Annotated in this window: 21 protein-coding genes; 16 read left to right on the plus strand and 5 right to left on the minus strand. The window is 65.1% G+C overall.

The genetic code is table 11. The features are described 5' to 3' along the window. The first annotated feature begins 55 nt into the window (after positions 1 to 55). Both clpS and ACSQ23_RS17405 read left to right on the plus strand, forming a co-directional pair. The gene (gene clpS / locus ACSQ23_RS17400; RefSeq protein ID WP_055880490.1) at positions 56 to 364 is read left to right on the plus strand and encodes an ATP-dependent Clp protease adapter ClpS; all 309 of its coding nucleotides are present in this window, start codon (positions 56 to 58) and stop codon (positions 362 to 364) included. 339 nt (positions 365 to 703) lie between these two features. Beyond that, positions 704 to 1,537 carry a ChaN family lipoprotein gene (locus tag ACSQ23_RS17405; protein ID WP_436091356.1) on the plus strand — a complete coding sequence of 278 codons (834 nt, stop codon included), beginning with the start codon at positions 704 to 706 and terminating at the stop codon, positions 1,535 to 1,537. A gap of 81 nt (positions 1,538 to 1,618) precedes the next feature. Here the strand turns inward: ACSQ23_RS17405 and ACSQ23_RS17410 are convergent, their stop codons facing one another. Both ACSQ23_RS17410 and ACSQ23_RS17415 read right to left on the minus strand, forming a co-directional pair. Next, positions 1,619 to 2,101 (minus strand): SRPBCC family protein, encoded by a 483-nt coding sequence (locus ACSQ23_RS17410; RefSeq protein WP_055880492.1) that lies wholly within the window; start codon positions 2,099 to 2,101, stop codon positions 1,619 to 1,621. Positions 2,102 to 2,244: 143 nt separating this feature from the next. Next, a complete protein-coding gene (locus ACSQ23_RS17415; RefSeq protein WP_436091357.1) occupies positions 2,245 to 3,312 on the minus strand; it encodes an SH3 domain-containing protein in 1,068 nt (355 codons plus the stop codon). A 213-nt stretch (positions 3,313 to 3,525) separates the two neighbouring features. On the opposite strand from ACSQ23_RS17415, the gene ACSQ23_RS17420 reads away from it, so the two are divergent. Together ACSQ23_RS17420 and ACSQ23_RS17425 are read left to right on the plus strand one after the other, a co-directional pair. Next, positions 3,526 to 4,035, plus strand: a complete 510-nt coding sequence (locus ACSQ23_RS17420) for a hypothetical protein (RefSeq protein ID WP_055880496.1) — start codon at positions 3,526 to 3,528, stop codon at positions 4,033 to 4,035. 66 nt (positions 4,036 to 4,101) lie between these two features. Further along, positions 4,102 to 4,686, plus strand: a complete 585-nt coding sequence (locus ACSQ23_RS17425) for an NADPH-dependent FMN reductase (RefSeq protein WP_055880498.1) — start codon at positions 4,102 to 4,104, stop codon at positions 4,684 to 4,686. Here ACSQ23_RS17425 and ACSQ23_RS17430 read toward each other — a convergent pair whose 3' ends face one another. Next, on the minus strand, positions 4,687 to 4,968 hold the full coding sequence (locus tag ACSQ23_RS17430) for a DUF2277 domain-containing protein (RefSeq protein WP_055880501.1): 282 nt from the start codon (positions 4,966 to 4,968) through the stop codon (positions 4,687 to 4,689). Between the two features lie 246 nt (positions 4,969 to 5,214). On the opposite strand from ACSQ23_RS17430, the gene ACSQ23_RS17435 reads away from it, so the two are divergent. The 3 genes from ACSQ23_RS17435 (at position 5,215) to carB (ending at position 9,658) form a co-directional block, all read left to right on the plus strand. Continuing rightward, positions 5,215 to 5,427: a hypothetical protein gene (locus ACSQ23_RS17435; RefSeq protein ID WP_055880504.1), complete on the plus strand. Its 213-nt coding sequence runs from the start codon at positions 5,215 to 5,217 to the stop codon at positions 5,425 to 5,427. Between the two features lie 40 nt (positions 5,428 to 5,467). Further along, on the plus strand, positions 5,468 to 6,121 hold the full coding sequence (locus tag ACSQ23_RS17440; RefSeq protein ID WP_056001942.1) for a DUF2161 domain-containing phosphodiesterase: 654 nt from the start codon (positions 5,468 to 5,470) through the stop codon (positions 6,119 to 6,121). A 213-nt stretch (positions 6,122 to 6,334) separates the two neighbouring features. Next, positions 6,335 to 9,658, plus strand: coding sequence for a carbamoyl-phosphate synthase large subunit (gene carB / locus ACSQ23_RS17445; protein WP_055880507.1), 3,324 nt, complete (start codon positions 6,335 to 6,337; stop codon positions 9,656 to 9,658). A 104-nt stretch (positions 9,659 to 9,762) separates the two neighbouring features. Here carB and ACSQ23_RS17450 read toward each other — a convergent pair whose 3' ends face one another. Continuing rightward, positions 9,763 to 10,191: a hypothetical protein gene (locus tag ACSQ23_RS17450; RefSeq protein WP_436091358.1), complete on the minus strand. Its 429-nt coding sequence runs from the start codon at positions 10,189 to 10,191 to the stop codon at positions 9,763 to 9,765. A gap of 119 nt (positions 10,192 to 10,310) precedes the next feature. Between ACSQ23_RS17450 and ACSQ23_RS17455 the strand changes: the two genes are divergently transcribed. From ACSQ23_RS17455 to ACSQ23_RS17475, 5 genes are all read left to right on the plus strand, one after another. Beyond that, a complete protein-coding gene (locus ACSQ23_RS17455) occupies positions 10,311 to 10,859 on the plus strand; it encodes a hypothetical protein (RefSeq protein WP_055880512.1) in 549 nt (182 codons plus the stop codon). A gap of 225 nt (positions 10,860 to 11,084) precedes the next feature. Beyond that, complete coding sequence (gene catB / locus ACSQ23_RS17460; RefSeq protein ID WP_055880515.1) at positions 11,085 to 11,723, plus strand: type B chloramphenicol O-acetyltransferase; 639 nt, start codon at positions 11,085 to 11,087, stop codon at positions 11,721 to 11,723. A gap of 67 nt (positions 11,724 to 11,790) precedes the next feature. Next, positions 11,791 to 12,588, plus strand: a complete 798-nt coding sequence (locus ACSQ23_RS17465) for a nucleotidyltransferase domain-containing protein (RefSeq protein ID WP_055880518.1) — start codon at positions 11,791 to 11,793, stop codon at positions 12,586 to 12,588. 46 nt (positions 12,589 to 12,634) lie between these two features. After that, positions 12,635 to 13,498: a DMT family transporter gene (locus ACSQ23_RS17470; RefSeq protein WP_055880520.1), complete on the plus strand. Its 864-nt coding sequence runs from the start codon at positions 12,635 to 12,637 to the stop codon at positions 13,496 to 13,498. A 198-nt stretch (positions 13,499 to 13,696) separates the two neighbouring features. Next, positions 13,697 to 14,491, plus strand: a complete 795-nt coding sequence (locus ACSQ23_RS17475; RefSeq protein WP_436091359.1) for a phytanoyl-CoA dioxygenase family protein — start codon at positions 13,697 to 13,699, stop codon at positions 14,489 to 14,491. A 5-nt stretch (positions 14,492 to 14,496) separates the two neighbouring features. On the opposite strand, the gene ACSQ23_RS17480 is transcribed toward ACSQ23_RS17475, so the two are convergent. Further along, the gene (locus ACSQ23_RS17480; protein WP_436091360.1) at positions 14,497 to 15,417 is read right to left on the minus strand and encodes a class I SAM-dependent DNA methyltransferase; all 921 of its coding nucleotides are present in this window, start codon (positions 15,415 to 15,417) and stop codon (positions 14,497 to 14,499) included. Positions 15,418 to 15,863: 446 nt separating this feature from the next. Here ACSQ23_RS17480 and ACSQ23_RS17485 point away from each other — a divergent pair, with 446 nt between their 5' ends. The 4 genes from ACSQ23_RS17485 to ACSQ23_RS17500 all read left to right on the plus strand — a co-directional run bounded on the left by ACSQ23_RS17485 (position 15,864) and on the right by ACSQ23_RS17500 (position 18,868). Next, entirely contained in the window at positions 15,864 to 16,073 is a 210-nt protein-coding gene (locus ACSQ23_RS17485) for a cold-shock protein (protein ID WP_055045318.1), read from the plus strand. A gap of 303 nt (positions 16,074 to 16,376) precedes the next feature. Then, positions 16,377 to 16,850 carry a transcription elongation factor GreA gene (greA, locus tag ACSQ23_RS17490; protein WP_055880529.1) on the plus strand — a complete coding sequence of 158 codons (474 nt, stop codon included), beginning with the start codon at positions 16,377 to 16,379 and terminating at the stop codon, positions 16,848 to 16,850. Positions 16,851 to 17,008: 158 nt separating this feature from the next. Further along, complete coding sequence (gene trxB, locus ACSQ23_RS17495; RefSeq protein ID WP_156387337.1) at positions 17,009 to 17,971, plus strand: thioredoxin-disulfide reductase; 963 nt, start codon at positions 17,009 to 17,011, stop codon at positions 17,969 to 17,971. 3 nt (positions 17,972 to 17,974) lie between these two features. Then, complete coding sequence (locus tag ACSQ23_RS17500; RefSeq protein ID WP_055880534.1) at positions 17,975 to 18,868, plus strand: LysR family transcriptional regulator; 894 nt, start codon at positions 17,975 to 17,977, stop codon at positions 18,866 to 18,868. The last annotated feature ends 161 nt before the right edge of the window (positions 18,869 to 19,029 follow it).

The raw sequence follows: 19,029 nt of genomic DNA on the forward strand, positions 1-19,029 counted from the left end.
ATCGTCCAACCGAAAGGGTGCGGGGCCGGTTAGGCTGCACTATATTGTCAGCACCATGGCCAACGACACCGACACCAAGCCGCGTACCAGGACCGCACCCAAGGTGGCGCGCCCGCCGCTGCACAAAGTCATCCTGCTCAACGACGATTTTACGCCACGGGAATTCGTGGTCCGTGTGCTCAAGGCCGAGTTCCGCATTACCGAGGACCAGGCGCATCGCATCATGATCACCGCCCACACCAAGGGCTCGTGCGTCGTCGCGGTGTTCACCCAGGAGATCGCCGAGACCAAGGCAACGCGCGCCACCGAGATGGCCCGCAATGAGGGTTACCCGCTGCTCTTCACCACCGAGCCGGAAGAGTAGAACATTTCGCCGGCGAAGCCGATTGGGGCTCGATCCCGACCTGCCCACCGGGTGTCATCCGAGCTTTCGCCCCATGGGTGACGCCGGGTATGCGAACCGACGCTCCGCAAATCCCCCAAACTCGGTGTCATCCCCACGAAAGTGGGGAACCCCGTTTGCGATCGTGCAAAGGCCAAAAAAACAGTGGTTCCGCTTTCGCGGGAATGACCCGGTGGGTGGGGTACGACCGTAGCTTAGCGCCTGTGAGCGACCGGTTGACCGGTCGTCCGGCAGCGGCTACCACCCGCTCAGCAAGCCAGCATCTGCCAGCCAGCGCCCCCGAACCGCACGAGAGCTGGCATGGCTGATACGAGCACCCCCACGATTTCCATCACCCCGGGCACCTGGCTCGATCCGCGCAATGCCGAACCCATCGCGCACCCGCAGTTGATGCGCCACCTGGCGCTGCAGCAGGTGGTGTTGCTCGGCGAGACCCACGATCGCTTCGACGTGCATCGCTGGCAGCTGCACGTCGCCGCCGGCATCATGGCGCACCGCTCCGATATCGCGCTCGGCTTCGAGATGTTTCCGCGCCGCCTGCAGCCGGTGCTCGATGCCTTCATCGCCGGCGCCTTCGCTACCACCACCGATTTCCTCGAGGCCGCCGAATGGAGCGAAGTCTGGCGCTTCGATCCTGCCCTCTACCTGCCGCTGTTCCAGTTCTGCCGGCAGTTCCGCCTGCCCATGCTGGCGCTCAACTGCCACCGCCCGCTGGTCACCCGCGTTGGCAAGGAAGGCTGGGACGCTATCCCGGTCGATGAACGCGACGGCCTCACCCCGGCGCGTCCGGCGCTGCCTGCCTATCGCGACTATCTGAGCCGTTTTGCAGGTCCCGCGAGCCGCTCGCGCGATGCGATGACCTCCGACCGGTTCGTCCGCGCCCAGCAGACCTGGGATCGCGCCTTCGCCTGCAACATCGCCCGCGCCCTCGATGGCCCGGCCGCGCCGCTGGTGATCGGCATTATCGGCCGCGGCCATCTCGAATATGGCTACGGCACGCCCTACCAGCTGGCCGATCTCGGCGTCGACCGCGTCTCGATCGCCCTGCCCACTGACGGACCGTTCGATCCGCTGCGCGAAGCCAACATCGCCGACGCGCTGTTCCGGCTGCCTGGGGCCGTGAATAGCGAGTAGCGAGTAGCGAGTAGCGAAAGGGGTTGCCAGGGCTCGTTGTCACGGCACCCCCTCCTATTCGCTATTCGCTATTCGCTATGCCTAGTGCGCCTTCAGCACTTCCTCAAGCTGCTCGGTCACCATGCCCCAGCCTTCGTGAAAGCCCATCTGCTCGTGGGCCGCCTTGTCCTCGGCGTTCCAATGCTGGCAGCGGGCGATGTAACGGGTCTTGCCGCCGATATCCTCGAAGGTCAGGGTCACCGTCATGAACGGCTTCTCGCTGGCCTGCCAGTCGCCGGTATAGGCGTCGGTGAACACCAGCTTCCGGTTCGGCACCACCTCGAGATACTGGCCCGGGTTGGGATACTCGGTGCCGTTCTCGTCGGCCATCACCACCAGCGTGCTGCCGCCCGGCCGCACATCGGTCACCACCTTCGGCGTCGTCCACGGCCGCGGCGCGAACCACTTCTTCATCAGTACCGGGTCGGTCCAGCCACGGTAGACCTGCTCCACCGGGGCATCGATGATGCGGGCCAGCACCAGCTGGTTGTCGTTGTCGGGAGTGATATCGAGCTTCGTGGTCATTCTGGTTTCCTCGGTTCGAACTGCCTGTTCGACTTCACGACGAAGCACGCGAGCCGGAATCGACAGCCGCGACGAAAAACTTCAGAAAAAAGCGAGGGGCCCGGAGATGCCTCCGGGCCCCTCGCCGTTCATTGACGGGCGTTTCAGTTCGACCAGGTGGTGTAGCCAAGCTTCATCGTGGTGCCGACAAAACCGTTGACGCGGAACTGCGAGATCCGGCCCTGGTTGGTCCTGGCGCACACATAGGTGCCCGGCGGGATATCGGCGAGCGGCACGCGTGCGGTCGAGAAGCTCTCCTCGAAACACCCCTCATAGCCGCGGTTCGAACCGTCACCGACGGCGATCGACGCGCCGTTCTGCGGCGTGATGTATTTCTCCACCGCCGTCTCGGCTTCGTACCAGATGTCGGTGCCTGCCCCCCCGACATTGCCGTTGTCGAGGTTGGCGGTATAGGTCTGCATCAGCTCGATCGGGCCGGTCGAGAACGTGTCCGGCACTTCCGGCGGCTCGGGCGGCTCCGGCATCGGCGGGGCGCCCACATAGACGGCGAGCGACGAAGCCTTGTTGTTGATCGAGTTATGCAGCACGTCGGTATCGCCGGTGATAGTCCGGCAATAGCCACCCAGGTTGGGGTCTTCGCACAGCTTCGCCTTGGCGCCGCCGAACAGCTGCACCGACGAGATCTTGTTGTTGAAGGTGCCGTTGAGAGCGTTGCGGGTTCCCAGCGCGACGCAGAGATCATCGCCGCCGAAATTGCTGCCGACATAGAAGCAGGCGCCGGGGTCTTCCTCGGGCTCGGGCTCGGGTTCCGGTTCGGGCGCCGGGCCCGGGCCTGCGTCGTCGCCGCAATTGATCGACATGCTCGGCCCGCTCGGCGTCATGGTGAAGCCGAAGCTGCAATCCGGATTGGAGCCAGCCCCCTCTTCGACCGGCTCTTCCTCGTCGTCCTCGACGCTGGTCAGGAAGGTGGCGCTGACCCAGCCGTCGGGGCCGTCATGCTCGATGAAGCAGAAATTCGATGGCGCGCACTCGGTGACATTGACCACCTCGCCGGCGGTCAACTGATCGACGATACCGAAGGTCTTGCCCGGTCCGGTGCGCACATTGACCGGTGATTTGGCTGCGGCCTCCACGGCGAGCGCCGCGGTGCTGCAGACCAGCAGGCTCGCCGCAATCATGGCGGCGGCAGCCATAGCCCGTTTGATGGTCATTTCCCTCATCCCTCTCCTCTGCGGGGAATGCGTTTCCCTGCATACGGCAGCAAGACAAGCGTCCCGGCGGCTGAACCCGCCGTGAATACTGATGTTTCGGGCCGTTCATCCCAGCTTCATCGCGTTCTCGCAAAACTCCGCGAGCCCCTCCCGCAACCTTAGCCGCCGCGCTACCGTTGCTTTCACCGAAACGCCCGATTCCGGAGATGCCTAATGCTGCGCCTGCCGACGAGCCTCAAGGTCCTCGCCCTCGCATCCGTCCTCGCCCTGCCCGTCGCCCTGCCGGCTGTCGCCGGTCCGGCCGAGAATGCGCTCCTCGCCAAATACGAAGGAAACTGGCGCGGCAGCGGTAAGGTCACCGGCCCCGACCCCGGCACGGTGGTCTGCCGCCTGACCTTCAAGGCAGCAAGCGCCGGCAAGCTCACCTATTCCGGCCGCTGCTCGTTCGGCGGCTCGGGCGCAGCCAGCTTCCGCGGCAGCATGGTCTATAATGATGCGACCAAGCGCTTCGAAGCCTCGTCTTCGGCGCAGGGCGCCAACACCACCACCGTGGGCAAGCGGGCGGGCAGCACCATCGTCTTCGCCTCGGCCGGCATCAAAACCAGCTACGGCCTCGCCTCTTCGGTGATGACGCTGAGCGGCAGCAGCATCAAGCTGGGCTTCACCCTGGTTGACAAGAAGGGCCAGACCACCGCCTCGGCCATCAGCTTCAAGAAGAGCTGAGCCGCTCCGGCGGTTGAACCGCCCGGCGCGCCCGCGCGTTGTCCTCGGTTTACCGAGGAGCAGCAGATGCGTGACGTGAAGGTCGGATACCTGATCGGCAGCCTCGCCAAGGCGTCGATCAACCGCAAACTGGCCAAGGCGCTGGTGCGCCTTGCGCCCGACGAGATGCAGCTGACCGAGATCGGCTTCGCCGATCTCCCGCTTTACAGCTACGATTACGACGCCGACTTTCCGCCGGCCGCCCGCGCCTTCAAGGCCGCGCTCGCCGATGCCGAAGCGGTGCTGTTCGTCACCCCCGAATACAACCGCTCGATCCCCGGCGGGCTGAAGAATGCCATCGACTGGGCCAGCCGCCCCTGGGGCCAGAACTCTTTCGCCCGCAAGCCCACTGCCATTATCGGCACTTCGCCCGGCGCCATCGGCACCGCCGTCGCCCAGCAGAGCCTGAGGAGCGTCATGGCCTTCTGCAACTCGCCGCTGATGAACTCGATCGAGGCCTATATCCAGTTCAAGCCCGGCCTGATCACCGACGATGGCGACGTCACCAACGAAGCGACCGCCGAGTTCCTCCGCAACTACATGGCCGAGTTCTACGGCTTCATCGAGCGCGTCTACACCGCCATCCCGCGCCCGCACAGTCCGGCGGTCTAGTTACGCCTCGACCCGCGGCGCATACCTGAGCTTCGCCTTTTCCCGCGCCCGCGCGATCAGCACCTCGCGGTCGCGCTTGGGCGCGTCGGTCTCGAGTTCTTTCAGCAACCGCTTCACCACCCGCTCAATGTCGGCGACGGCGTCGTCGAAGGCTGCCTCGTTGGCCTTTGATGGGTGCGTATAGCCCGAAATCTTGCGCACGAACTGCAGCGCCGCGTCATGCATTTCGTTCTTGCTGGCCGGCGGCTCGAAGTTGAACAGCGGCTTGATGTTGCGGCACATGGCACCCGTCTCCCTATACGATGGCGAGCCGAAGGCTCGCACCTCGCGCGAACCTCGACAAGGCTTTGCCCTCACCCGTCCACCTAGGTAGTCGCTGCAGCGCCGACAAGTTCGACACCCGTCCGCCCGGGTGCGGCCACCAGACCTCGCAACTTTTTTCTCCGGCACTGTCGATCCGCCTCTCGCTCGCTCGTCATGAAGTCGAACGGCCACTCAGCCGGATGTCGAAACCGAGGAGAGATCGAAATGAGCCTGCTGTCCGTCGCCCACCAGGACGCCCCGCGTTCCAGCCTTGCCGCCGTTGCACTACGTGCCCTGGCCTCCAGCTTTATCGCCTGGCGCGCGCAACGCGCCCGCCGGCTGGCCATGCTCAGCCTGCTGGAAATAGATGCCTGGCGCCTCGACGATCTCGGCATCAGCATCGATGCCGTCAGGGACGCGCTCGACGCCCGCCATTGAGCTAACATCAGCGCCGAGAATCATCTTCGGACGCCCTACCCTGGAAACCACCCTCTACCCGCCTGTGAAGAGCTTCCTCGAGGCCGCCGGCTACGCCGTGAAAGGCGAAGTCGGCGGCTGCGATCTTGTCGGGCTGCTCGAGGGCGAGCCGCCATTGGTGGTGATCTGCGAGCTCAAGCAGGCCTTCAATCTCGAGCTGGTGCTGCAGGCAGTCGACCGACAATCGCAAAGCGACGAAGTCTGGATCGCCGCGCGCACCTCCTTGACCGGCAAGGGCCGCGAGCGCGACCGCCGCTTCCGCGATCTCTGTCGCCGCCTCGGCCTCGGCATGCTCGGCGTCAGCGCTGCCGACCATATCGAGATCATCGTCAGCCCGCTCGCGCCGATGCCGAAAAAGAACACGCGCAAGCGCAACCGGCTGGTCGAGGAACATCGCCGCCGCAAGGGCGACCCCACTTCCGGCGGCAGCACGCGGCAGCCGATCATGACCGCCTATCGGCAGCAGGCCCTCGCCTGTGCCGCGGCGCTGCAGGCCGGCCCGCTGCGTCCGCGCGACCTCAAGACCACCACCCCGATCGCCGCGAAGATTCTCCTGCACAATGTCTATGGCTGGTTCGACCGCATCGATCGCGGCGTTTACGGACTGAGCGACGCCGGCGCCGAGGCACTGAAGCGCTGGCCCGTTGAGGCCTGATCGCTAGGGGCCGCGACAACTTGCACCCACATCGTTCGCGCTGGGGGTTCCCTTCCCCCACCGCTTCGGTTACAGGACGCGCCTAGCCCATAGAGTCTGCCGCCCCAGCCCGCGCCATTCGCGCGGGTCTTTCCGCGCGCGCAATGCCGAGGCCCGAAAAGTTGCAGGACTTTTCGGACAAGCCGAAGCACAACCGAGAACCGAGAGCCCGAGATGCCAAAACGCACCGACATCAAATCGATCCTCATCATCGGTGCGGGGCCGATCATCATCGGCCAGGCCTGCGAGTTCGATTACTCCGGCACCCAGGCGTGCAAGGCGCTGAAGGACGAGGGCTACCGGATCATCCTGGTGAACTCCAATCCGGCGACGATCATGACCGATCCGGACCTGGCCGACGCCACTTACGTCGAGCCGATCACCCCCGAGATCGTCGCCAAGATCATCGAGAAGGAGCGCCCCGACGCGCTGCTCCCGACCATGGGCGGCCAGACGGCGCTCAACTGCGCCCTCAGCCTCAAGAAGATGGGCATCCTCGACAAGTACAACGTCGAAATGATCGGCGCCGATGCCGAAGCCATCGACAAGGCCGAGGACCGCGAGCTGTTCCGCGACGCCATGAAGAAGATCGGGCTCGAAACCCCGCGCTCCATGCTCGCCCACAACACCATCGAGGCGCTGCAGGCGCTCGAGGTGATTGGCCTGCCCTGCATCATCCGCCCCAGCTTCACGCTGGGCGGCACCGGCGGCGGCATCGCCTATAACAAGGAAGAATATCTCGCCATCGTCGAGACCGGCGTCGACGCCTCGCCCACCGATGAAGTGCTGATCGAGGAGAGCGTGCTCGGCTGGAAAGAGTACGAGATGGAAGTCGTTCGCGATAAGAACGACAACTGCATCATCATCTGCTCGATCGAGAACCTCGATCCGATGGGCGTCCATACCGGCGATTCCATCACTGTCGCGCCGGCCCTGACGCTGACCGACAAAGAGTACCAGATCATGCGCGACGCCTCGATCGCCGTGCTGCGCGAGATCGGCGTCGAGACCGGTGGTTCGAACGTGCAGTTCGCCATCAACCCGGCCGATGGCCGGATGATCGTCATCGAGATGAACCCGCGCGTCTCGCGTTCGTCCGCCCTCGCCTCGAAGGCCACCGGCTTCCCGATCGCCAAGGTCGCCGCCCGCCTCGCCGTCGGCTACACCCTCGACGAACTCGAGAACGACATCACCGGCGGCGCCACCCCGGCTTCGTTCGAACCGACCATCGACTACGTCGTCACCAAAATCCCGCGCTTCGCCTTCGAAAAATTCCCCGGCGCCGATAACCGCCTGACCACTTCGATGAAGTCGGTCGGCGAAGCCATGGCCATCGGCCGCACCTTCCAGGAATCGCTGCAGAAGGCGCTGCGCTCGCTCGAAACCGGCCTTACCGGTCTCAACGAGATCGGCATCCCCGGCTTCGCCACCGGCGCGCCGGAAGACGACAACGAGAACGCGGTGTTCGCCGCCATCTCCACCCCGACGCCGCAGCGCCTGCTGCATGTCGCCGAAGCCATGCGGCTCGGCTATAGCCTCGAAGACATCCACGATGCGTCCAAGATCGATCCGTGGTTCCTCGAAGAAATCCACGGCCTGGTCCAGACCGAAAAGAAGGTCCGTGAGCTCGGCCTGCCCGACACCGCCGGCGCACTGCGCAGCCTCAAGGCCATGGGCTTTTCCGATCGCCGTCTCGCCGACCTCGCCGGCAAGCAGGCCAAGGAGGTGCGGGCACTACGCAAGTCGCTCGGCGTTCGTCCGGTCTATAAGCGCATCGACACCTCGGCGGCCGAGTTCGCCTCGCCCACTGCCTACATGTATTCGACCTATGAGGCGCCGTTCAACGGCCAGCCCGACGACGAGGCGCGTCCCTCGGACCGGAAGAAAGTGGTGATCCTCGGCGGCGGCCCGAACCGCATCGGCCAGGGCATCGAGTTCGATTATTGCTGCTGCCATGCCGCCTTCGCGCTGGCCGATGCCGGCTACGAGACCATCATGGTCAACTGCAACCCGGAAACCGTTTCGACCGACTACGACACCTCGGATCGCCTCTATTTCGAGCCGCTCACCGAGGAAGACGTCATCGAGATCCTCGAGACCGAAAAGCAGAACGGTACGCTACACGGCGTCATCGTGCAGTTCGGCGGCCAGACCCCGCTGAACCTCGCCGACGCGGTTGAGAAGGCTGGCGTGCCGATCCTCGGCACCCAGCCCGGCTCGATCGACCTGGCCGAAGACCGCGACCTGTTCAGTAAACTGATCTCGCGCCTCGACCTGACCCAGCCCAAGAACGGCATCGCCTACTCGCTCGAGCAGGCCCGCCTCGTCGCCGAGCGCCTGGGCTACCCGCTGGTGATCCGCCCGTCCTACGTGCTGGGTGGTCGCGCCATGGCCATCGTCCACTCGCCCAACGAGTTCGAGCGCTATGTGCAGGATACCCTCACCGGCCTCGTACCGCCGGATATCCTGATCCGCTACCCCAACGACAAGACCGGCCAGATCAACTCGGTGCTCTCCGATAACCCGCTGCTGTTTGACGGCTACCTGAGCCGCGCCATCGAGATCGACGTCGATTGCCTCAGCGACGGCAAGGACGTGTTCGTCTGCGGCATCATGGAGCATATCGAGGAAGCCGGCATTCACTCCGGCGACTCGGCCTGCTCGTTGCCGCCGCAGCACCTCTCCGACGAGGTCATCACCGAGCTGAAGCGCCAGACCCGCGAACTGGCGCTGGCCCTCAAGGTCGGCGGCCTGATGAACGTCCAGTATGCGCTCAAGGACGGCACCATCTACATCCTCGAAGTGAACCCGCGCGCCTCGCGCACGGTGCCCTTCGTTGCCAAGGTGATCGGCGAGCCGATCGCCAAGATCGCCTCGCGCGTCATGGCCGGCGAGAGCCTTGCGAGCTTCAACCTGGTTGAGAAGAAACTGAACCACGTGGCGGTGAAGGAAGCGGTTTTCCCGTTCAACCGCTTCCCCGGCGTCGACACCGTGCTTGGCCCGGAGATGAAGTCGACCGGCGAAGTCATCGGGCTCGACACCAACTACCCGATCGCCTTCGCCAAGTCGCAACTCGGCGCCGGCTCGAAAGTGCCGCGCGAGGGCACGGTGTTCGTCTCGGTCCGCGACGACGACAAGCCGCTGATCCTCGAGTTCTGCCGCCATCTCGAGCATGCAGGATTCAAGCTCGTCGCCACTTCCGGCACCCATAAATACCTGGTCGAGAACGGCATCGCCGCGACCAAGGTCAACAAGGTGCTGGAAGGCCGCCCGCATATCGTCGACTCGATGAAGAACGGCGGCGTGCAGCTGGTGATCAACACCACCGATGGCGCCAAGTCGATCTCGGACAGCCGCGACATCCGCCGCACCGCGCTGATGGGCAAGATCCCCTATTACACCACCATCCCGGGCGCCGTGGCCGCCGTGGAAGGCATCATCGCCTACCGCGAAGGCAACCTGCAGGTTCGCCCGTTGCAGAGCTACTTCGCCGCCTGAGCCGCCAAACCGTCAGTCGTCTCTCCCTCCCCCTTGTGGGGAGGGATCAAGGGTGGGGGTGGCCACACGTTCGGACCACGGGGCAGTGCCTAGCAGCCTGATCCTCACTCTCCGGGGTGAACGAGGCACTGGATCGGCGAATAGAACGGGGGCGCGAGGATCGTCCCCATTCCCGTCTTCGGGTCGAACGCCAGCACCGCATCATTGGGCGCGCCGCCATCGCCCATTTCTGATTTGAGCCCGACGCCGGTGACGATTTCGTAGGCGCCCGAGACCTGGCGCGTCCCCGGCCCGCCCCAGCACAGCGCCTCGCCGCATACCGTGAAGCGATCGTAGCCGTCGATCGCCACGGTCAGGATCGCCTCATCCATCACCTCGCACGCTGCATCGGCGCAGGCGACGCGCAGCAGCTCGGCATTGGAGCAGGTGTAAGACGTCGCGGCGAGCGCGGGCGTGCCAGCCAAGGCGAGCGCACCAGCCGAGGCAGCGATCATCCGCAATAGCTGGCAATGCCCAGCAGCATAGGTCGGCACTGGGACAACCTCCGTGTTCCTTGCATCGGTCGACCGTCGATGGCCCGACCGTCTTCATCCTCAGCATTCGTCCGACAACCTTAGCAAATCTGCAGCCGTCGTCGGCTAGATCTCCTCCCATGCAGTGGTGGATCAATCTCTTCGGCCCGATCACAGCGGGGCTCGCTGGCGCGGCGGCAACCGGCCTGCTGGTACGCGCCCTGTTTCGGCCGTCGCCCGAGCGCCACGGCTGGCGTCGGATCGCACCAAGCGGCATGCATTGGTCCGGCATCGTCCTGGGCGCGGGGCTTGTCTGCCTGATGCTCTATGTTCGTCTCTTCGTCGGGTCGGCGCGAGCCGACGCGGAAAACCAGATGCAGATTCTGACCTGGCTGATCCTCGCCTTCGCGCTGTGCGTGCTGACCGGCGTGGCGACAATTCGCTCCGTAGTGCGCACCGATGTCCGTTGGCGCGGCACCAGTCTCGACTACGCCGGGGCGAACGGCAGCCGGATCACCAAGGACCTCGCGCAGGTGGTAGGAATGCAGCGGCGCTGGACCGGCAACATCCTGATCGGCTTTGCCGATGGCGATGTGCTCAAGCTCGACGGTTACGCCTCCGGTGTCAGTGACCTGTGCGCCCGCATCATCGAGATCGACGAACGGCTGGCGGCCGAGATGCCTTTGTGAGGTGCACGAGGCCGGCTGTTTGACACCGCCTCGTCCATCACCTAGACCCGGCCCATCATGAAGCTGGCAGACCGAACCACCTCCATCGCGTCGCGCGCCTGATCGGCGTGGCGATGTTGCTGCCCCCGGCGCGTCGCGCCGGGTGAGTGCGGCTGCTCATTCTCCACAACCACATGGCTTGAAGCGTCCGCCTGTGCGGCGCCGGCCATCTATCGAGACAGCATCATGACCAATTATTTCGAAAGCCCGTTCAAGGGCATCCGGCTCGACGAGCAGGTGACCAACCCCAATATCCGGGTCGGCCGCTTCAGCTATTATTCCGGCTATTACCACGGCCACAGCTTCGATGATTGCGCCCGCTACCTGATGCCGGACCGCACCGATGTCGACCGCCTGATCATCGGCAGCTTCTGCTCCATCGGCTCGGGCGCCGCCTTCATCATGGCGGGCAACCAGGGCCACCGCAACGACTGGGTCAGCACCTTCCCGTTCCACTACATGCCGGAGATTGCGGCCTTTGCCGGCGCCGCCGACGGCTTCGCGCCGGCCGGTGACACCGTCATCGGCAACGATGTGTGGATCGGCTCGGAGGCGATCATCATGCCCGGCATCACCATCGGCCACGGCGCCCTGATCGGCACCCGGGCGCTGGTGACCAAGGACGTCGAGCCCTACACCATCGTCGGCGGCAATCCGGCCAAGCCGATCCGCAAGCGCTTCGCCGAGGCGGAGATCGCCATGCTGCTCGAAATGCACTGGTGGGATTGGACCGACGAACAACTCGCCGGGGCGATGCCGCTGTTCACCTCGAACCGCATCGCGGATCTTCATGTATATTGGCAGTCCAAAATACTGACAAGATAAACATAGGTCTTCTGGACCGCTCGACCTCCCTCTCTCAATACTGCGAAAACCAGTGGGAGAGGACGTCATGGACCAGAAAACCTTGATTGCGCGGGTCGCCGACAGCTTTGGCGGCGATCCGCGCATCGCGGCGCTGTTCCTCTCGGGCAGCTTCGGCACCGGCACCGCCGACGCGTTCAGCGATGTCGACCTGCTCGCCATCGCCGACCCTGCCGAGCACGAGGCGCTTGCAGCCGACTGGCGCAAGACGCTCGAGACCATTGCCCCGATCGTCCACTACAACCGCCTGCCGCACGCCCTGGTGCTCAACGCCATCACCGATGACTGGCTGCGCATCGACCTGCATATCGCCAGCCCCGAGCATCTCGCCAACACGGCGCAGGACTGCCTGAAACCACTGGTCGATCGCGACAACCTCCATGCCACGCTCCGCCCCGAGACGCCCGAGCCCGCCCGCAACCCAGGGCGCCTCGGCTGGATGGTCGGCGAGTTCATCCGCATCCTCGGCCTGACGCCGGTGGCCATCGGTCGCGGCGAAGTCGAACTGATGACCGTCGGCAACACCTTCCTCCGCCGCTTCCTCACTGACCTCCTGACCATCGAGGTCAACCCGCGCATTCCCGGCGGCATGCTGCATCTGAGCCGCGTGCTGGATCCCGAGCGCATGGCCGTGCTGGCCGCGGCGCCCCTGCCGCAACTCACCGCCGACTCCGCTATCGCGTCGAACCTCGCTCTTGCCCGCACCTTCATGCCGCGTGCCAAAACCCTGTGCGCCTCGCTCGGCGTCGAGTGGCCCAGCGCCTTCGAAGCCGCCACCCGCCGCAACCTGCAGCGCGCCCTCCCCGGCCGCAGCATCGACTGGTAGCCGCAACCGGCGCATAGTGACGACACTGCCCGCGGAAGCACCTCGCGTGAAGATCGTCGTCCTCACCGCCATCGCCATGTTCGCCTTCGCCGCCAACTCGGTGCTGGCGCGCCTCGCCTTTGCGACGGCCAATGCCGAGCCATTGAGCTATACCGGCATCCGCCTTGCCGCGGGCGCCGTCGTGCTTGCGGCCCTGCTCCTCCTCCGCCGCGCGCCCGGGATGCCGGTCACCGTCGGCGGCAGCTGGCGCGCTGCTGCGGCGCTGTTCGGCTACGCCCTCGCCTTCTCGATCGCCTACATCCTCGTCGGCGCCGGCACCGGAGCGCTGATCCTGTTTGCCAGCGTGCAGATCGGCATGCTCGGCTGGGCAGTGTTCAAAGGCGATCGCCCCGGCATGCTCGAATGGCTCGGCCTTGCCGTGGCGCTCGCCGCCTTCGCCTATCTCGTTTCTCCCGGTCTCGTCGCCCCGCATCCGCTCGGCACGCTCCTGATGGTCGGCTCCGGCCTCTGCTGGGCCGCCTACACCCTGCTCGGCCGCGGCTCGAAAGCTCCGCTGGTCGATACCGCCGGCAACTTCATCCGCTGCCTGCCGGTCGCCATGCTCATCGTCGTTGCCGGCCTGGTGCTCCATCCGGTGGATCCCGGCGCTGCGGCTTACGCCGTCGCCTCCGGCGCGCTGGCCTCAGGCCTCGGTTACGCGGTCTGGTACGCCGTCCTCCCGAGCCTCGCCCGCACTCAGGCGGCCATTGTCCAGCTCACCGTCCCTGCCATCGCTGCCGCAGGCGGCGTGCTGCTGATCGCCGAGCCGCTCACGCTGCGCCTCGTCATCGCCTCCATCGGCATCCTCGGTGGCGTGGCGCTCGCCCTCGTTGCCGCCGATCGACGCCGCCGGGCCAAAGCGGCTGTCTGAACAAGGCAACGGGTTGACCTCGTCGCCTCGTCCGCTATGTTCCCCGCATCATGATGATGATCCGCAATTTCGCATCGGTGTTCCTCCTCGCCTGAGCGAGCCATGAGGCAACGCCACCGCGCCTGAGGGCGCCCTGCTCGCCCGTCGTCGGCTTTGCCGGTCAGGGCGTCGCGAGCTTATGCGAATTCGGAAACCACAATGCCTGTGAACACTCCCGCGCTCACCGCAGCGCAGATCGACGCCTTCATCACCGACGGCTTCGTCCGCATCGACCATGCCTTCTCGGCGGATCTCGCGGCAGAAGGCCGCGCCATCCTCTGGGCCGACACCGGGTGCGATCCCAACGATCCCAAAACCTGGACCAAGCCTGTCATCCGCCTCGGCAATTACAGCCAGCCGCCATTTGTTGCCGCGGCGAATACGCCGCTGCTCCGCGCCGCCTTCGATCAGCTGGTCGGCCCCGGCCGCTGGCTGCCGCAGGGCAATCTCGGCACCTTCCCGGTCCGCTTCCCCTCGCCAGAGGATCCTGGCGATGCCGGCTGGCACATCGATGTGAGTTTCGGCTGGGATGAGAACCCGACCGATTTCCTGAGCTGGCGCGCCAATGTCAGTTCGCGCGGCCGGGCGCTGCTGATGCTGTTCCTGTTCTCGGAGGTCGGCGCCGAGGATGCACCGACCCGCATCCGCGTCGGCTCGCACCTCGATATCGCGCGACAGCTGGCGCCGGCCGGTGAAGCCGGGCTGACGCTGCGCGAGCTTGCCGCCGACAACTTTGCCGCCTCGGCGCATCGGCCGGAAGTTCTCGCCACCGGCAGGCCCGGCACGGTCTATCTCTGCCATCCGTTCCTGGTGCACGCTGCCCAGCCGCACCATGGCACCGAGCCGCGCTTCATGGCCCAGCCGCCGCTGCTGCCGCGTGAGCCGCTGCGCCTCGACCGCGCCGACGGCGACTATTCACCGGTGGAGATCGCCATCCGTCAGGCGCTCGCCTGACCCGATTACGGCCGCTCGGCGAGGACGATAGCGCCCTCGACCGGCAGGCCGCGATCCATGCGGATCGTCGTGGCTTCCACCATGACGGTCCGCAACCCCACCGATCGGCAGATCGCCAGGGTCGGCTCGATCGCATGCTGGAACCGCAACGTGGTCCCCAGCCGCACCGCGTCCTCCCCCGCATGCGTCTCGAGCGAGAAGGCCACAATCCCACCGGGGCGTATGGCGCCGCTGGCTGCCGTCAACGCCCCGTGCAGCACGCCGACATAGTTGAACACATCCGCTGCAACGATCAGGTCGGCCGACCCGGGCTCACCCAGCAGATAGCTCACCAGGTCCGCCTTTTCGAGGTGGTCGTAGATCCCCTTGCGCCGCGCCTCCGCCAACATCCTGGCTGAAAGATCGACGCCCTCGAGCCGATCGACCAGCGGCCGCAGCCGCTCCCCCATCAGCCCGGTGCCGCAGCCGAGATCCAGCGCCCGCTCGAACCGCGTTACGCCGCGTGCGGTGAGTGCGTTGCGGATCACCACTTCGAGCATTTCCGGCGTCCGGTAGCCCAGCCGCGCGACCAGTGAGTCTTCGAAGCGCGGTGCATAGTCGTCGAACAGCACCTCGACATAGGCCGGCGCCGCCACCGACGATCCGCCTGCCCCGTGCGCCGCCAGCTTCAGCGCCGCGCCGAACAGCCCCTTGGCATCGAGCTGCAGCAGTTGCGTCCATGCCGCCACCGCCCCGGCGATATCGCCCGCTGCCTCGCGATAGCCGCCGAGCAGGTTCCAGCCGGCCACCCATTGCGGCACCATTTCCAGCGCCTGCACCATGAGATCGGCTGCTTCCGCAAAAGCGCGCTCGGCGGCGAGCGCCGCGGCGTAGGACGCACGACGATCGGCGACGAGGTCGCCGGACGAATACTGTATTTCGCGCAAGGTTGTTTGGCACCGGGCTGGGACCGCACGCGTGTAGCGCGTCGGCTTGCCGCGGGGAAGATGGGCAAGAGCCGGAATTTCCACTTTGCTGTCACATTGCCGAGGCATAGACTGAGCTATGGGCATCCCGCGGAAGCGGACGCCTGCCCATCGGGCCGAGTCGCCCGGTATCTCTACGCCTTCGGCGCCCCACTCCCCGGGCTCGATGGCCTGCTAGTCAGATCGAATTTCAACCCGACGTGCACCCCGCACGCCGGGCAAAAGCAGTTCACGGCGCCGTATTGATAGGCGGAATTTTTCGGTCTACAAGTTAATAGTCGAATATTGCGGCCGACACTTCGTGCCTGGCGTCTCAAACGCGCCTGCTGAGGTCATACCAAGAATTCGATTGGCGGAGTTTCCATTGGGGTGGGAACTGCCACGGCAGACTGCGAAAGGGACTATTTATGGCTACCGGCACTGTGAAATGGTTCAATGGCCAGAAGGGCTATGGCTTCATTCAGCCCGACGAGGGTGGGGCTGATGTGTTCGTGCATATCTCCGCTGTCCAGCGCTCGGGGCTTTCGGGCCTCGATGAAGGCCAGAAAGTGACGTACGAGATCGTCAAGGACAAGCGGACCGGCAAGAACGCCGCCGACAACCTCCAGGCGTCCTGATCCCGGACGAGGGTGCCGCAAGGCATCCTGATCGATCGGATGCTGCAAGGCATCCAGATGGGATCGGCGTAGATCACGAGGGCGCAGTCTCCGGACTGCGCCTTTTGCCTTTCCAGTGCTGGCCTTCCCCCTTGACCGGCAGGCAATCCGCAACGATATGCACCGCTCGCGCAACGGGGATACGCCCCGCTTGACCGAAGCCTTCGCCGAAGGCAGTTTACCCAGACGCTCCCCCTCAGGTCAGCATGCTGACGACGCCGAATGACTTTGGCAGGGGAGCCTTTCTTTGAGTTGGAGACGGCCATGGACAAAATTCCGATGACACCGAGCGGTCACAAGACCCTGTCGGAGGAATATCGTCGCCGCACGTCTGAAGAGCGCCCCAAGATCATTGCCGATATCTCTGAAGCGCGCGCCCATGGCGACCTCAGCGAAAACGCCGAGTATCATGCCGCCAAGGAGCAGCAGAGCCTGAACGAAGGCCGCATCAAGGAACTCGAGTCTCTGCTGGCGCTCGCCGACATCATCGACGTCACCAAGCTCAGCGGCTCGACCATCAAGTTCGGCGCCACGGTGAAGCTGGTCGACGAGGATACCGAGGCCGAAAAGCAGTACCAGATCGTCGGCGACGCCGAGGCGGACCTGTCGAAGGGCCGCATCTCGATCTCGTCGCCGATCGCCCGCGCCATGATCGGCAAGGAAGCCGGCGATTCGGTCGAAGTGGCTGCCCCCGGTGGCGCCAAGACCTACGAAATCCTCGACGTGAAGTTCGTCTAGAGCCGCTGCGGGCGCTTTGTGGCGCCCGGCGGCTGTGACTTTTCGGTGAGTCCGTGCGCTCCATCGCCTCAGGGCGATGGTAGTGCCCTTGAAAGGTGCGCGCCGAACCTCCTATTTTGGTCCATACCTATCTGTCTTGGGCTTAGGTCTCAGAGTAAGTGGAGCGTAAGGTGCACGCCAAAGTCGTCATCATCGGATCGGGTCCTGCCGGCTACACGGCGGCCATCTATGCGGCGCGCGCCATGCTCGAGCCGGTCATGATCTCCGGCATCCAGCCCGGCGGTCAGCTCACCATCACCACCGATGTCGAGAACTATCCCGGCTTCGCCGACGTCATCCAGGGCCCCTGGCTGATGGAGCAGATGAAGGCGCAGGCCGAGCATGTCGGCACCAAGATGATCAACGACATCATCGTCGAGGTCGATTTCGACAGGCGCCCGTTCGTGCTCATCGGCGATGGCGGCACCCGCTACACGGCCGATGCGGTGATCGTCGCCACCGGCGCGCAGGCGCGCTGGCTGGGCCTCGAGTCCGAAGAAAAGTTCCAGGGTTTCGGCGTCTCGGCCTGCGCCACCTGCGATGGTTTCTTTTATCGCGGCAAGGAAGTGATCGTCGTCGGCGGCGGCAATACCGCGGTCGAGGAGGCGCTGTTCCTCACCAACTTCGCGTCCAAGGTCACCGTGGTCCACCGCCGTGGCGAGTTCCGCGCCGAGCGCATCCTGCAGCAGCGGCTGTTCAAGAACCCCAAGGTCGAAGTGATCTGGAACGCCGAGATCGAGGAAGTCTACGGCCAGCACATGCCGCGCTCGGTTCAGGGCGTGAAGATCCGCGACACCAAGACCGGCCACGTCACCGAAAAGTCGGTCGACGGGGTGTTCATCGCCATCGGCCACTCGCCGGCGACCTCGATCTTTTCGGGCAAGCTCGACATGAAGCCGGGCGGCTATCTCGAGGTGCAGCCGGGCAGCACCGCCACCAACGTGCCCGGTGTGTTCGCGGCCGGCGACGTCACCGACGACGTTTACCGGCAGGCGGTGACGGCCGCGGGGATGGGGTGCATGGCAGCCTTGGACGCAGAGGAATATCTGGCATCGCTCGAGCTCGCAGAAGCGGCGGAATAGCCGATGCTGGATTGGGACAAGCTCCGCATCTTCCACACCGCCGCCGAATCCGGGTCCTTCACCCACGCTGCTGAAAAGCTCAACATGAGCCAGTCTGCCGTATCGCGGCAGATTTCGGCGCTCGAGGAGGATCTGGGGCTAAAGCTCTTCATCCGCCACGCCCGCGGCCTTGTGCTCACCGAGGTGGGCGAGCAGCTGTTCCGCACCGCGCACCGCATGCACTGGGAACTGCAGCAGGTCGAGACCCAGATGTCGGAGAGCCAGGAGGTGCCGACCGGCCCCCTGCTCGTTACCACCACGGTGGGTATCGGCTCGACCTGGCTATCCTCGCGCATCCACGAGTTCCTGATCCTTTATCCGGAAATCCAGATCGAGATTAAGCTCAACGACGCCGAGCTCGATCTCGCCATGCGCGAGGCCGATGTCGCCATTCGGCTGCATCGGCCGAACCAGTCCGAGATGATCCAGCGCAAGCTGTTCACCGTGCACAACCATTTCTACGCCTCCGAGCAATACCTCAAGGAGTTCGGCGAGCCGCAGGCGGTCGAAGATCTCGACAACCACCGCGTCATCTCGTTCGGCGAGCCGGTGCCGTCCTATCTCGGCGACATCAACTACCTCGAGCGCCTCGGCCGCCCGGATTCCTCGCCGCGCCGCGCTTCGATGAAGGTCAACGCCATCTACGGCATGATGCAGGCCGCCCGCGCCGGCATCGGCATCGCCATGCTGCCGGACTACGTCACCGAGGGCGAAACCAACTTGCGGCGCGTGCTCGAAGGCATCGAGCTGCCGGCCTACGAAGCCTATTTCGTCTATCCCCCGGCGCTGAAGAACTCCAAGCGCGTCGGCGTCTTCCGCGACTTCCTCGTCGGCAAGGCCCGGGAGTGGTCGTTCTAGTTCGAGCGCTTCGCCGATGAGTTCGCACGGCCGCCGGGCATGGCCCGTAGCTTTGCGCCTCCCATCGGGTGTCATCCCTGCGAAAGCAGGGACCCAACTGTCAGCTGGCGCGGGCGGCGAGATAGGTCCCAGCTTTCGCGGGGATGACATCGAGTATGTGG

Origin of the sequence: Devosia sp. LjRoot16 (assembly GCF_964252795.1) — a bacterium.
GTDB lineage: Bacteria > Pseudomonadota > Alphaproteobacteria > Rhizobiales > Devosiaceae > Devosia_A.

What these genes read in the sequence shown, in the direction of transcription:
- clpS (WP_055880490.1), top strand. Translation starts at nt 56, where the DNA reads ATGGCCAACGACACCGACACCAAGCCGCGTACCAGGACCGCACCCAAG.
- ACSQ23_RS17405 (WP_436091356.1), top strand. Translation starts at nt 704, where the DNA reads ATGGCTGATACGAGCACCCCCACGATTTCCATCACCCCGGGCACCTGG.
- ACSQ23_RS17410 (WP_055880492.1), bottom strand. Translation starts at nt 2,101, where the DNA reads ATGACCACGAAGCTCGATATCACTCCCGACAACGACAACCAGCTGGTG.
- ACSQ23_RS17415 (WP_436091357.1), bottom strand. Translation starts at nt 3,312, where the DNA reads ATGACCATCAAACGGGCTATGGCTGCCGCCGCCATGATTGCGGCGAGC.
- ACSQ23_RS17420 (WP_055880496.1), top strand. Translation starts at nt 3,526, where the DNA reads ATGCTGCGCCTGCCGACGAGCCTCAAGGTCCTCGCCCTCGCATCCGTC.
- ACSQ23_RS17425 (WP_055880498.1), top strand. Translation starts at nt 4,102, where the DNA reads ATGCGTGACGTGAAGGTCGGATACCTGATCGGCAGCCTCGCCAAGGCG.
- ACSQ23_RS17430 (WP_055880501.1), bottom strand. Translation starts at nt 4,968, where the DNA reads ATGTGCCGCAACATCAAGCCGCTGTTCAACTTCGAGCCGCCGGCCAGC.
- ACSQ23_RS17435 (WP_055880504.1), top strand. Translation starts at nt 5,215, where the DNA reads ATGAGCCTGCTGTCCGTCGCCCACCAGGACGCCCCGCGTTCCAGCCTT.
- carB (WP_055880507.1), top strand. Translation starts at nt 6,335, where the DNA reads ATGCCAAAACGCACCGACATCAAATCGATCCTCATCATCGGTGCGGGG.
- ACSQ23_RS17455 (WP_055880512.1), top strand. Translation starts at nt 10,311, where the DNA reads ATGCAGTGGTGGATCAATCTCTTCGGCCCGATCACAGCGGGGCTCGCT.
- catB (WP_055880515.1), top strand. Translation starts at nt 11,085, where the DNA reads ATGACCAATTATTTCGAAAGCCCGTTCAAGGGCATCCGGCTCGACGAG.
- ACSQ23_RS17465 (WP_055880518.1), top strand. Translation starts at nt 11,791, where the DNA reads ATGGACCAGAAAACCTTGATTGCGCGGGTCGCCGACAGCTTTGGCGGC.
- ACSQ23_RS17475 (WP_436091359.1), top strand. Translation starts at nt 13,697, where the DNA reads ATGCCTGTGAACACTCCCGCGCTCACCGCAGCGCAGATCGACGCCTTC.
- ACSQ23_RS17485 (WP_055045318.1), top strand. Translation starts at nt 15,864, where the DNA reads ATGGCTACCGGCACTGTGAAATGGTTCAATGGCCAGAAGGGCTATGGC.
- greA (WP_055880529.1), top strand. Translation starts at nt 16,377, where the DNA reads ATGGACAAAATTCCGATGACACCGAGCGGTCACAAGACCCTGTCGGAG.
- ACSQ23_RS17500 (WP_055880534.1), top strand. Translation starts at nt 17,975, where the DNA reads ATGCTGGATTGGGACAAGCTCCGCATCTTCCACACCGCCGCCGAATCC.